The sequence below is a fragment of the Herbaspirillum sp. 3R11 genome, assembly GCF_004563925.1.
Lineage (GTDB): Bacteria > Pseudomonadota > Gammaproteobacteria > Burkholderiales > Burkholderiaceae_D > Herbaspirillum.
Genome location: NZ_SPNJ01000005.1, coordinates 324,602 through 336,907, shown reverse-complemented (window position 1 = coordinate 336,907; position 12,306 = coordinate 324,602). Strand labels below are relative to the sequence as shown.

Annotated in this window: 11 protein-coding genes; 5 read left to right on the top strand and 6 right to left on the bottom strand. The window is 57.8% G+C overall.

The window, feature by feature from the left end:
* The 3 genes from sdhD to E4P32_RS21640 form a co-directional block, all read right to left on the bottom strand.
* Window positions 1-366, bottom strand: coding sequence for a succinate dehydrogenase, hydrophobic membrane anchor protein (gene sdhD / locus E4P32_RS21650; RefSeq protein WP_029363159.1), 366 nt, complete (start codon window positions 364-366; stop codon window positions 1-3).
* Between the two features lie 2 nt (window positions 367-368).
* Window positions 369-779, bottom strand: a complete 411-nt coding sequence (gene sdhC, locus E4P32_RS21645) for a succinate dehydrogenase, cytochrome b556 subunit (RefSeq protein WP_116435631.1) — start codon at window positions 777-779, stop codon at window positions 369-371.
* Between the two features lie 142 nt (window positions 780-921).
* The gene (locus E4P32_RS21640; protein ID WP_116435630.1) at window positions 922-1,707 is read right to left on the bottom strand and encodes a GntR family transcriptional regulator; all 786 of its coding nucleotides are present in this window, start codon (window positions 1,705-1,707) and stop codon (window positions 922-924) included.
* A gap of 419 nt (window positions 1,708-2,126) precedes the next feature.
* On the opposite strand from E4P32_RS21640, the gene E4P32_RS21635 reads away from it, so the two are divergent.
* The 5 genes from E4P32_RS21635 to E4P32_RS21615 all read left to right on the top strand — a co-directional run bounded on the left by E4P32_RS21635 (window position 2,127) and on the right by E4P32_RS21615 (window position 8,976).
* Window positions 2,127-3,116 (top strand): malate dehydrogenase, encoded by a 990-nt coding sequence (locus E4P32_RS21635; protein WP_050477250.1) that lies wholly within the window; start codon window positions 2,127-2,129, stop codon window positions 3,114-3,116.
* A gap of 67 nt (window positions 3,117-3,183) precedes the next feature.
* Window positions 3,184-4,215 (top strand): aldolase/citrate lyase family protein, encoded by a 1,032-nt coding sequence (locus E4P32_RS21630; protein WP_116435629.1) that lies wholly within the window; start codon window positions 3,184-3,186, stop codon window positions 4,213-4,215.
* 17 nt (window positions 4,216-4,232) lie between these two features.
* Complete coding sequence (locus E4P32_RS21625; protein WP_116435628.1) at window positions 4,233-4,751, top strand: hypothetical protein; 519 nt, start codon at window positions 4,233-4,235, stop codon at window positions 4,749-4,751.
* A 122-nt stretch (window positions 4,752-4,873) separates the two neighbouring features.
* A complete protein-coding gene (acnA, locus tag E4P32_RS21620; RefSeq protein WP_116435627.1) occupies window positions 4,874-7,567 on the top strand; it encodes an aconitate hydratase AcnA in 2,694 nt (897 codons plus the stop codon).
* 182 nt (window positions 7,568-7,749) lie between these two features.
* Complete coding sequence (locus E4P32_RS21615) at window positions 7,750-8,976, top strand: DUF2863 family protein (RefSeq protein ID WP_116435626.1); 1,227 nt, start codon at window positions 7,750-7,752, stop codon at window positions 8,974-8,976.
* Between the two features lie 155 nt (window positions 8,977-9,131).
* Here E4P32_RS21615 and E4P32_RS21610 read toward each other — a convergent pair whose 3' ends face one another.
* The 3 genes from E4P32_RS21610 to E4P32_RS21600 are packed head-to-tail and all read right to left on the bottom strand — an operon-like array spanning window position 9,132 to window position 12,210.
* Window positions 9,132-9,638, bottom strand: coding sequence for a chemotaxis protein CheW (locus E4P32_RS21610; protein WP_016832990.1), 507 nt, complete (start codon window positions 9,636-9,638; stop codon window positions 9,132-9,134).
* A gap of 21 nt (window positions 9,639-9,659) precedes the next feature.
* Entirely contained in the window at window positions 9,660-11,789 is a 2,130-nt protein-coding gene (gene cheA / locus E4P32_RS21605; RefSeq protein ID WP_116435625.1) for a chemotaxis protein CheA, read from the bottom strand.
* A gap of 55 nt (window positions 11,790-11,844) precedes the next feature.
* Complete coding sequence (locus E4P32_RS21600) at window positions 11,845-12,210, bottom strand: response regulator (protein WP_007876463.1); 366 nt, start codon at window positions 12,208-12,210, stop codon at window positions 11,845-11,847.
* Window positions 12,211-12,306: the final 96 nt, after the last annotated feature.

The window sequence follows — 12,306 nt, the reverse complement described above, 5'->3', positions numbered from 1 at the left end:
TTACACTCTCCACAAAATCTGTGCAGCCCATCCGGCGCACACAACCAGCCACAGGATCGTGGCAACTTGCAAGACCAGGCGCACGGCGACCGGCTTGACGTAATCCATCCAGATATCACGCACGCCAATCCAGGCGTGGTAGAACAAGGCCATGAAGGCTGCGAACGTCGCCATCTTGAACCACTGATGCGAGAACATTGCCGCCCAGCCGTCGTAAGAGAAACCGCTGGAAGTCAGGAAGCACACCAGCAGAACGACGGTGTACAAAGCCATGACGACGGCGGTAGCGCGTTGCGCCAGCCAGTCGCGCATGCCGTAATGAGCACCCACGACGAGGCGCTTCGATCCGATATTATTGTTTGCCATTTTTAGAATGCTCCGAACAGTTTCAATGCCACTACGATCATCAGTGCGATGCTGACGACCAGGACGCCGGCCGACGACTTGCGCGCGCTGTCCTTGTCCAGACCGATGTGGTTGTCCATGATCAGATGGCGGATGCCGGCACAGAAGTGATGAAGATATGCCCAGGACAGGGCGAGGACGACAAGCTTGACGAACCAGTTGGAGGCAAAGCCTTTGAGGTACTCAAAAGTGCCTTCGGAGAGCAGACTGTTATCCAGCAAATACAGGATGAACGGCAGCATCAGGAACAGGAACAGGCCACTGACACGGTGCATGATCGACACCAACGCAGCCAGCGGCATACGGTAACCAGCAATTTGGGTAATATTAATGTTACGAAATTGTGGCCGTGGTGGTTTAGCGGCTTCAGACATAACAAGGTTCTCCTCAGATTTAAAACAATCCCGCAATTTTCGCCGATTTCATGAACCTTCACCAACACTTATTCTGCTTCGCAGCAAATTAGGTATTTCAAAGTCGACGAACGGATGCGAGCAAAGGACATCCCCTGCAGGTTTAATTCAGTTCGCTCTGGTAGTGATAATTCAACGTCAAATACAAGCCGCGCCGCATCTCTACCGGCTTGTCGCCATAGGTAAAGGAAGCGCGGTCCACACTCAACAAAGGCGTTTGGGGCGGAACCCCCAGCAATTCCGCAGACTCCGGATCCGCCCCCACGGCACGAATCTGCTCTTCAGCGCGAATCATGCGTGTCCCGAATTCGGTTTCAAACAGGCCGTACAACGGCCCTTTATATTCAATCAGACGTTCCGCGGTGAGCCCTTTGAAGATCAGACCGGGCAACCAGATTTCTTCAAGTATGGTCGGAACGCCGTTAAATGATTTTACCCGTTTGATGAAGATCACGGAGTCGCCCGACTTCATGTCGAGCTGACGCGCCACTTCGGCCGATGCGCGCACGCGCTTGACTTCGATGATCTTGTTTTCTGCGCGCTGCGGACCGTCCGTATCGGCGGTCAATCGCAGGAAACGGAATTGCGCATGCGTTTCATGATGCGTGGCAACAAACGTGCCCTTCCCTTGCCGCCGCACCACCAGGTTTTCAGCAGCCAGCTCGTCGATCGCCTTGCGCACGGTCCCCTGGCTCACCTTGAAACGGTTGCCGAGTTCGACTTCGCTGGGGATCAGTTCGCCCGGCTTCCACTCGCCTGATTCCAGACGCTGCGTGATCAAAGCCTTGATTTGCTGATAGAGGGGACTGAAGGTAGGAGCTGCTCCGGCGACACTGGTGCCCACGCTTTGCGCGTCGCTGTTGTTCAGATTGGGCAGGCTGGAGCTCATAACCCCAAATTTGACCACAAAAACCCTGCTTGCGTCCAGTAAAAAGTATTTAATAAGATGTCTTATATAAGACATAAGATAGCGATTGACAGACCACAAAGGCAAGCCTACACTCGCGGGCATATTCGGAGACGAGCGGGGTTTTTGACCCGCGTTCGTATCGCCAGACCTCAAGGCTGCGCAATTTTCCTTGCTCCGGTTTGCTGCCGAGATGGCAAAACAACTGACTGCCTGCGCTTTCGACGGTATGATTACAGTCTCTTGAAAGAATACGAAGTAATTGCCGGTGTCTTACCGAGACCGGCGAGGAGTTGGGAAGCACTTCCAGGGCTTGTTTCAGCGCGTTTGCAGCAGGTTTTGCGAGCGCCTCCCGACTCCGGCAGTATTGAACGCTTTCTATCACCACTTTGGAGATTCACATGGCTAAAGCCCCCAAGCGTGTTGCCGTAACTGGCGCCGCCGGTCAAATCGGTTACTCCCTCCTCTTCCGCATTGCTAACGGCGACCTGCTCGGCAAAGACCAGCCAGTGATCCTGCAACTGCTGGAAATCCCAGACGAAAAAGCACAGAAAGCCCTCAAGGGCGTCATCATGGAAATCGATGACTGTGCATTCCCGTTGCTGGCCGGCGTGACCGCGCACAGCGACCCGATGACCGCATTCAAGGATGCCGACATCGCCCTGCTGGTTGGCGCCCGCCCACGCGGCCCAGGCATGGAGCGCAAGGATTTGCTGGAAGCCAACGCACAAATCTTCACCGTGCAAGGCAAGGCGCTGGACGCAGTTGCTTCGCGCGACGTCAAGGTTCTGGTGGTCGGCAACCCAGCCAACACCAACGCTTACATCGCCATGAAGTCGGCACCAAATCTGCCGGCCAAGAACTTCACCGCCATGCTGCGTCTGGACCACAACCGCGCGCTGTCGCAAGTTGCGGCCAAGATCGGCCAACCCGTTTCGGCCATCGAAAAGCTGTGCGTCTGGGGCAACCACTCGCCAACCATGTACGCCGACTACCGTTTCGCGACAGCAGACGGCAAGGCCGTCAAGGATCTGATCAACGATCAGGTCTGGAACAAGGACACCTTCCTGCCGACAGTCGGCAAGCGCGGCGCAGCGATCATCGAAGCGCGCGGCCTGTCTTCGGCAGCATCGGCAGCCAACGCAGCGATTGATCACGTGCATGACTGGATCCTCGGCACCAACGGCAAGTGGACCACCATGGGTGTGCCATCGGACGGTTCTTACGGTATTCCTGAAGGCACCATGTTCGGCTTCCCGGTCACCACCGAGAACGGCGAATACAAGATCGTCCAAGGCCTCGAAATCGACGAATTCTCCCAAGAGCGCATCAACATCACGCTCAAGGAATTGTCGGAAGAGCGCGAAGGCGTCAAACACCTGGTCGGCTAATTGACCAGCGCGCGGCGGGCTTTCACAGCCGCCGCGTCATTTTGCATACATTCGGAATTCAGCAGCAATGCATCCCACCCAGGTCTTGTTCCCAGGCACCCGACAACCGGTCTCACTACCGGTCTGCGACCATTACGCCGGCTCTGAAAAGCTGATGCGCAAGTCGATCGCCCTGCAACAAGAGCTCGGCCCGGTTTTTGATATCACCCTCGACTGCGAAGACGGCGCCAGCGCCGGCAACGAAATCGCACACGCGCAACTGGTTGGCTCCTTGATCGCCGGCGACGACAATCGCTTCGGCCGCATCGGCGCCCGCGTGCATGACGTGACCAGCCCCTTTTTCGAACAAGACGTTGCGACGATCTGCGCTGCCGCCGCCGTTGCCAATGCCTCGCAACTGGCTTACCTGATGCTGCCCAAGGCGGACGGTCTGGCCGATGTGCAACGCGCCATCGCCACCATCTCCCGCCACACCAGCGAAGCTGGCCGCCGCACGCCGCCGCTGCACGTGCTGATCGAGACTCACGGCGCCCTGGAAGACGTGCACCAGATCGCAGCGTTGCCGCAGGTTGAATCGCTGTCCTTCGGCGTGATGGATTTTGTGTCGGCGCACTATGGCGCCATCCCGGCCGCGGCGATGCGCTCGCCCGGCCAGTTCACGCACCCGCTGGTGGCGCGCGCCAAACTGGAAATTTCCGCCGCCTGCCACGCGCACGGCAAAGTGCCGTCGCATAACGTCACCACCGAGATCCAGGATGCTGCGGTGGTCACCGGCGACGCCGGCCGCGCGGCGCAAGAATTTGGCTATACCCGGATGTGGAGCATCCATCCGAACCAGATCAAGGCGATCGTGCAAACCCTCTCCCCCGCCGACGACGAAATCGGCGAAGCGGCACAAATCCTGCTTAAAGCCAGGGACGTGCAATGGGGCCCGATACAGCACGGCGGCACGCTGCATGACCGTGCGAGCTACCGTTATTACTGGAGTATTCTGCAGCGCGGCCATGCCGGCGGCGCTGTTTTGCCTGTGGAAGTCGCAGCCTGGTTTGCAGAAACCGGCACGACCGCTGCACCGATTTCAACCACCCTGCAACATTGAACATTAACTGACGCACGATGAAAAAATATCTGACCGCCCTGACCCTCGTAAGCGCCCTCTTCGCCGTCGGCATGCCGTCGGCATTCGCCGAGACCGGTGCGCCTGCGACAACCCCCACCAAGAAAAAGCCGACCAAGAAAAAAGAAGCGCATCCCAAAGCTGCTTCCGTAGCCGCCAAGCCTGCTGAAAAAATGGCGCTCTCTTCGGACGCGGACGATGACGAAAACGAGCCGGAAATCGGCGGCACCAAGTCGGCCGACTTCAACTGCGAAATGGGCAACAAGCTGACCATCTACAAGAACGACGACGATGACAAGCACATCGCCATCCGCTGGAACAAGCGCATCAACCGCCTGACCCGCGTGACCACCACCACCGGCGCCAACCGCTTCGAAAACCGCAAGGTCGGCCTGGTCTGGATCGGTATTCCCGCCAAGGGCATCCTGCTCGACTCCAAGAAGGGTCAGCAACTGGCGAACGAATGCAAGAACGTAGAACCGGCGACTGCAGAAGCGCCGGCAGCCCCGAAAAGCTAAGCAGCAAACAGGCAACAAGATTCAGCACGAACTCAGAAGTAAAGCAGTCCCGTATTTGCAACGAAACCAAGCTTCGTAGCGCCAACAAACTTATACCATCCGTAATCTAAGGAGAAGAGGCCATGTCCCGCAACACATTGAACACCCTAAAGGAATTCAGCATTTCCGGTTCCAAGAAAGGCAAGTTCTACTCACTGCCCGCCCTGGAAAAGAAACTCGGGATCAACATCTCCCGTCTGCCAGTGTCGATCCGTATCGTGCTGGAATCCGTCCTGCGTAACTGCGACGGTCAGAAGGTGACTGAAGAGCACGTCAAGCAATTGGCAAGCTGGAGCGCCAAGGGTGCCCGCGTCGATGAAATCCCGTTCGTGGTAGCCCGCGTGGTGCTGCAGGACTTCACCGGCGTTCCTCTGCTGGCCGACCTGGCCGCGATGCGCAACGTCGCCAAGAAGCTGGGCAAGAATCCAAAGAACATCGAGCCGCTGGTTCCGGTGGATCTGGTCGTCGATCACTCGGTACAGATCGACCACTACCGCGAAAAGAAAGCCCTCGACCTGAACATGAAGCTGGAATTCCAGCGCAACAACGAGCGCTATCAGTTCATGAAATGGGGCATGCAGGCATTCGACACCTTCGGCGTCGTGCCTCCGGGCTTCGGCATCGTCCACCAGGTGAACCTGGAATACCTGGCGCGCGGCGTGCACAACAAGACCGGTGTCTACTACCCTGACACGCTGGTCGGTACTGACTCGCACACCACCATGATCAACGGCATCGGCGTGGTCGGCTGGGGCGTCGGCGGCATTGAGGCGGAAGCCGGCATGCTGGGGCAACCGGTCTATTTCCTGACACCTGACGTGGTCGGCGTGCACCTGACTGGTCAGTTGCGCGAAGGCTGCACCGCAACCGATCTGGTCCTGACCATCACTGAACTGCTGCGCAAGACCAAGGTTGTGGGCAAGTTTGTCGAATTCTTCGGCGAAGGCACCAAGTCGCTGTCGCTGACCGACCGCGCCACCATCGCCAACATGGCGCCTGAATACGGCGCCACCATGGGCTTCTTCCCGGTCGACGAAGCAACCATCGACTACTTCAAGGGCACCGGTCGCACCAAGGCGGAAATTGACGCGTTCGAATCCTACTTCAAGGCACAGAACCTGTTCGGTATTCCAAAGGCCGGCGACATCGACTACACCAACGAAGTGTCGCTGGATCTGGGCACCGTTGCACCGTCGCTGGCTGGTCCTAAGCGTCCGCAGGACCGTATCGAAATCGGCAACGTCAAGTCGACTTTCGCCGACCTGTTTGCCAAGCCTGTCGCAGAAAACGGCTTCAACAAGAAGATCGAAGATCTGACGAAGACCTACACCAACGCCGACGGCGTCGATGTCAAGAATGGCGACGTGCTGATCGCTGCGATCACATCGTGCACCAACACATCGAACCCAAGCGTGCTGCTGGCAGCAGGCCTGCTGGCCAAGAAGGCGGTTGAAGCCGGTCTGAAGGTTGCTCCGCATATCAAGACGTCGCTGGCGCCTGGCTCGCGTGTCGTGACCAAGTACCTGGAAGCAGCCGGCCTGTTGGGCTATCTGGAAAAACTGGGCTTTGGCGTGACCGCTTACGGTTGCACCACTTGCATCGGTAACGCCGGCGACCTGACACCAGCAATGAACGAAGCAATCGTCAAGAACGACATCGTGGCTTCCGCCGTATTGTCCGGCAACCGTAACTTCGAAGCGCGTATCCACGCGAACATCCGTTCGAACTTCCTGGCATCGCCTCCGCTGGTCGTGGCTTACGCCATCGCCGGCAACATGAACGTCGACCTGATGACGCAACCGGTCGGCAAGGGCAAGGGCGGCAAGGAAATCTTCCTGGGCGACATCTGGCCGACTTCGCAAGAAATCGAAAAGCTGTTGAAGTTCGCGATGAACGCCAAGGTGTTCAAAGAGAACTACGCCGACGTCAAGGGCGCTCCAGGCAAGCTGTGGGAAGCCATCAAGGGCGTCGCTGCCGGTCAGGTCTACAACTGGCCGACTTCGACTTACATCGCAGAACCACCGTTCTTCGAGAACTTCACCGAAGTACCGACAGCTGCAGCAACAGGCATCAGCGGCGCACGCGCCTTGGGCGTGTTCGGCGACTCGATCACTACCGACCACATCTCCCCGGCCGGTTCGATCAAGGACTCCAGCCCAGCGGGCAAGTGGCTGCAAGCCAACGGCGTGCTGAAGGCGGACTTCAACTCCTACGGCTCGCGCCGCGGCAACCACGAAATCATGATGCGCGGCACATTCGCCAACGTGCGTATCAAGAACCTGATGGTGCCTGGCGTTGAAGGCGGCGTGACTGTTCACCAACCGACCGGCGAACAAATGGCGATCTATGATGCAGCCATGAAGTACGTCAACGACGGCGTGCCAACCATGGTGTTCGGTGGTGAAGAGTACGGTACCGGCTCCTCGCGCGACTGGGCTGCCAAGGGCACCCAATTGCTGGGCGTGAAAGCTGTGATCACACGTTCGTTCGAACGTATCCACCGCTCGAACCTGGTCGGCATGGGCGTGCTGCCGCTGCAATTCATCGGCACCGACAGCGTCCAGACTCTGGGCATCACAGGCGAAGAAACGTTCGACCTGAAGGGCCTGGAAGGCGAGATCAAGCCACAGCAAGAAGCAACTCTGGTGATCCATCGCAAGAATGGCGAAACCAAGGAAGTCAAACTGCTGTTGCGCATCGATACGCCAATCGAAGTCGACTACTACAAGCACGGCGGCATCCTGCCGTTCGTTCTGCGTCAACTGCTGGCAGCTTAATCAGCCTCTTGCAATGAAAAACGCCGGTTTCGACCGGCGTTTTTTTATGCGCGCTGCAAGACACTCTGTGAAGCCCTCCCCATAAGCGCGTTGACGAACTGACATGCCGGTCAGCAACACCCGCCCCGATGTCGAATCAACTACAATAGACATTCTCATCATTTGATTGTCAATATTTCATCATGCGCCGCCCCGCCAAACGTTCGTCCTCCAGGTTGTCCGCTGAAAGCCAGCGCCTGGTCAATTCATCACAAGCGGTCGCCGGCTCCACCAGTCGTCTCGAAGAACGAGCCTGGGAACGCACCCTCGATCTGCAATTGCACAAGCAGCTGAAAAGCAATCACCAGGGCATGATCGACGCCGCCCTCGATCACCTGTTCAAATCCGATCTGGACGGCTACGACGTCTTGGTGGAAGCAGTCGAAGCCAACAGCGAAGCCTGCGCACTCGATTACGACGGCAAGGTCTACAGCGTGCAATTGCTGGCGCTGCCGGTGCTGGCCTGGACGCGTTTCAGTATTGCCTCCGGCAACCTGCCCGCCGACGTGCGCAACGGTTTGTTCGCCCACCTCCATGCCCACGTGCTGGCCGACAACGTGCATCTGGCGCTGGCGCCGGCCTTGTACGCGATTGAACAGCTGCCGCGCCACCATGCCGATGTCTTCGCACTGGCGCAGCGCATGGGCCAGTCCGCGCTCAAGCAAAGCGCGCCGCAGCTGTCGCTGGAGCAAACGCCGACCGCGCCGTTCCTGGCCGACACGCGCTACCTGATCGCTGCGGTCGCAGTGCCGACCGGCGCGCCGGTGTTCCGCTGGCAGATGGATGAGCATGGCTCGGTCGTGCACGAGAGGGAAACCGCACTCAAGGCCTGGACCACCCAGGCGACACCGCTGCTGACCCGCTTCCTGCCCGGCTGCAACGTCGAGCTGCTGCTGCCGCAGCCGTATTACTTCGCTTGCCGCGAAGCGGACAAACGCATCCGCCCAGCCGCCATTCGCGCCGCCGATCATTACCTGACCCAGACGCTGGGCCTGGCTTCGTCTGAGCTGCATGCCAACATCGGCAGTTTTTGCGAGAACATCAACGGCCAGATAGACGAGTACCGCGTCGGCTTCAGCCTCGGCAACGATGACGGCGTTGTGTACGGCATCGTGTGGCCGCTGTACGAACAGGAAGATGGCGATGAAGTGCGTGACCTGTCTGCGCCGGACAGTGCCCTCACGCCGATGGAAGAGATCCTCGCTGTATTGCGCGAGTGCGGCATCGTGCAGATCAAGCTGCATGAGGAACGCTATACGATGGAGTTCTGCGACGATTGCGGTACGCCGTTATTCCCGGCGCCCGATGGTGATCTGGTGCACGCCGAAATGCCGGAAGACGTACCCGCATCGACTGAACACTTCCACTAAGCCGCGTCTTCTGCCTACCGGCAAGCGTGCAGAATGCTTGCCGGCTTGCCGGCACACGCGTCCTTCGCTACTCTCACAATCCAAAAAAGAAAACGGGCGCCTGCCGCAGAGCCATGCGGCAGGCGCCCGTTCCCGGACTTGATGCTTGCAGCGGCTTAAGCGGCCAGCTTCTCGATCAGGCCCATATCAGCGCTGGACATCAGCTTGTCGATGTCGACCAGAATCAGCATGCGCTCATCCAGTGTGCCCAGACCGATCAGGTAGTCGGAATCGAACGTCGTGCCCATTTCCGGCGCCGGCTTGATTTGTTCCGGCGACAAGGTGATCACGTCGGACACGCTGTCGACCACCATGCCGACCACGCGGCCGGAAATGTTCAGGATGATCACAACGGTGAATTGATCGTAGGTCGGTTCGCCGAGCTGGAACTTGATGCGCATATCGACGATGGGAACAATGATCCCGCGCAGATTGACGACACCCTTGATGAACTCCGGCGAATTGGCGATACGGGTCACGGCTTCATAGCCGCGGATTTCCTGAACTTTCAGGATGTCGATGCCGTATTCTTCCTTGCCAAGCGTGAAGGCCAGGAACTCATTCCCGGCGCTGTCGGACTTCTCGCCGAAGCCGGAAATATTTTTAGAAATGGTGTCAGACATGATAATGGCCCTTATAAAAAATCAGGAAAATACAGATTCGTCGTTCAATTGCCGGCTTGATCGTAACAAGGCGGCAACGTCGATAATCAAGGCTACGCCTCCGTCACCCAGAATAGTAGCACCAGAAATCCCTGCAACCTTACGATAATTGGATTCCAGGTTCTTGACAACAATTTGCTGCTGGCCGATCAGATCATCGACGAACAATGCAGCTTTCTTGCCATCCGATTCCAGGATTACCACCAGCCCCAGCGACGGATCGGTGAATGTCGGCTCGATATTGAAAATTTGATACAGCGGAATCAGCGGCAGATATTCGCCACGGACTTTGATGACCTTGCCCTGGCCGCTGATTTCCTTGACGTCCTGCGTCGCCGGTTGCAGCGACTCGACCACATAGCCGAGCGGCAGGATGTAAATCTCGTGGCCAATCCGGATCGACATGCCATCCAGGATCGCCAGCGTCAACGGCAGCGAAATCGAAATCGTCGTGCCAAAACCCTTGCTGGAACGAATATCGACTGCACCGCCCATGGCCAGGATGTTGCGCTTGACGACATCCATGCCGACGCCACGACCGGACACATCGGTAACTTGTTCCGCGGTCGAAAAGCCCGGCTCGAAAATCAATTGCCAGACGTCGCCGTCGCTGAGGCTGTCGGACACTGCCATGCCTTGCTGCTTGGCCTTGGCCAGAATCTTGTCGCGGTTGAGACCGCCGCCGTCATCGGTGACTTCAATGATGATGTTGCCGCCCTGGTGTTCGGCGGACAGCGACAGCGTGCCGTAATCAGCCTTGCCTGCGGCCAGACGCGTCTCGGGAATTTCGATGCCGTGATCGACACTGTTGCGCACCAGATGGGTAAGCGGATCGACGATGCGTTCGATCAGGCCCTTGTCCAGTTCCGTCGCAGCGCCATGAGTAACGAATTCGACGCGCTTGCCGAGTTTGGCGGCCAGATCGCGCACCATGCGCGGGAACCGCGAGAATACGTAGTCCATCGGCATCATGCGAATCGACATGACCGATTCCTGCAAGTCGCGTGTATTGCGAGTCAGCTGGCTGACGCTGTTGAGCAGATGTTCATACAGCATCGGATCCAGTGAGCCGGTTCGCTGCTCAATCATGGCCTGCGTGATCACCAGCTCGCCCACTAGGTTGATCAACTGGTCGACTTTTTCGATGCCGACGCGGATCGACTGCGATTCATGCACGGTCGCAGGCTTCTCGCCCTTGGCTTTCTTTTCGCCGCCTTCGGTCACGGCCAAGGCTGGCGGCTCGTCGTCGGCGTGCGCGGCGGCTTCTGCCGCCTGCTTGGCTTGTTCGATCTCGCCTTGCGGCACGAACGGCTCAAAGAAACCGTAGCCGCGTTCCTTGTCCGTCGCGTTCACCGGTACAAACGGCGCGAAGAAGCCATAACCACGCTCTTCGTCGGTTGCATCCTGCGGCACGAACGGCGCGAAGAAACCGTAGCCCTGCTCTTCTTCCTTGGAACGTTCGGCGACCGCCTGTGAAATCTTCAGGTCATCCGTGTTCACCAGGAAGGAACAGATTTCGACGATGCTGTCAGCACCTTTGGCGGTGTCCAATATGAACACGCAGCGCTCGCCTTCAGCTTCGGCTTTTTCAATTTTCCCAAGCAGACCGAGTTCCTGTTGGAGAGCCTCGATGTCGCGCTCGGCCAACTTCGGCAATTCAATGCGATAACGGCTCACACCGCCCGGGCCGACCAGCGGCTGCGCTCCCTTGGCTTTCTTGCCGGCGCCTTCCGACAGCGACTGCAACAGCTTGCGCACGTCGGCGGCCGCGGTCAGATCAACGGTCGCGCCATGGCGATGACCGTCCAGCATGGATTTGATAACGTCTTTGGCCGCAAGAAAAGCGTCGACGTGCTGACTCGTCAGCGCCATTTCATGCTGGCGGATGCGGTCAAGCAGCGACTCCAGCACGTGGGTCACTTCAGTAATGTCGTTCAGGCCGAATGTGGCCGAACCGCCTTTGATGGAATGCGCGGCGCGGAAGATCGCGTTCAGATCTTCGTCGTCGGGATCCGACACATTAACGGCCAGCAGGAGCTTTTCCATTTCGGCGAGGCCTTCCTCCGCCTCGTCGAAAAACACCTGGAAAAACTGGCTCATATCAATGGTCATGATTGGGCTCCGTCATGGATGCTGTAGGTCTGTCTTTTATCGTTGATTATTGACACTAGCCAATGACTTTTTTAACTACTTCGGTCAGACGCTGCGGATCGAACGGCTTCACCAGCCAGCCGTTGGCGCCGGCAGCCTTGCCCTTGGCCTTCATTTCGTCGCTGAACTCGGTGGTCAGCATCAAAATAGGCACGCGCTGATAGCTGGTAAGAGCACGCAGGGAACGGATCAGCGTCAGGCCATCCATGCGCGGCATGTTCTGATCGGTCAGCACCAGGTCGAAAGTTTGCAACTTCGCCTTGTCCAGCGCATCTTGCCCGTCCACCGCTTCGGTGACTTGATAGCCGGCTGCTTTCAGGCTGAACACCACCATCTGGCGCAATGACCCCGAGTCGTCTACCGCAAGAATTGTTTTAGACATCATTACTCCCTGTTCTTCATTTACGGGTATGAGTTGTTCAAACTCATTATGCCGTATCCATTATCAAAAAATTACTATCTTGCGAGTGATTCAGCC

What these genes read in the sequence shown, in the direction of transcription:
- sdhD (WP_029363159.1), bottom strand. Translation starts at nt 366, where the DNA reads ATGGCAAACAATAATATCGGATCGAAGCGCCTCGTCGTGGGTGCTCAT.
- sdhC (WP_116435631.1), bottom strand. Translation starts at nt 779, where the DNA reads ATGTCTGAAGCCGCTAAACCACCACGGCCACAATTTCGTAACATTAAT.
- E4P32_RS21640 (WP_116435630.1), bottom strand. Translation starts at nt 1,707, where the DNA reads ATGAGCTCCAGCCTGCCCAATCTGAACAACAGCGACGCGCAAAGCGTG.
- E4P32_RS21635 (WP_050477250.1), top strand. Translation starts at nt 2,127, where the DNA reads ATGGCTAAAGCCCCCAAGCGTGTTGCCGTAACTGGCGCCGCCGGTCAA.
- E4P32_RS21630 (WP_116435629.1), top strand. Translation starts at nt 3,184, where the DNA reads ATGCATCCCACCCAGGTCTTGTTCCCAGGCACCCGACAACCGGTCTCA.
- E4P32_RS21625 (WP_116435628.1), top strand. Translation starts at nt 4,233, where the DNA reads ATGAAAAAATATCTGACCGCCCTGACCCTCGTAAGCGCCCTCTTCGCC.
- acnA (WP_116435627.1), top strand. Translation starts at nt 4,874, where the DNA reads ATGTCCCGCAACACATTGAACACCCTAAAGGAATTCAGCATTTCCGGT.
- E4P32_RS21615 (WP_116435626.1), top strand. Translation starts at nt 7,750, where the DNA reads ATGCGCCGCCCCGCCAAACGTTCGTCCTCCAGGTTGTCCGCTGAAAGC.
- E4P32_RS21610 (WP_016832990.1), bottom strand. Translation starts at nt 9,638, where the DNA reads ATGTCTGACACCATTTCTAAAAATATTTCCGGCTTCGGCGAGAAGTCC.
- cheA (WP_116435625.1), bottom strand. Translation starts at nt 11,789, where the DNA reads ATGACCATTGATATGAGCCAGTTTTTCCAGGTGTTTTTCGACGAGGCG.
- E4P32_RS21600 (WP_007876463.1), bottom strand. Translation starts at nt 12,210, where the DNA reads ATGTCTAAAACAATTCTTGCGGTAGACGACTCGGGGTCATTGCGCCAG.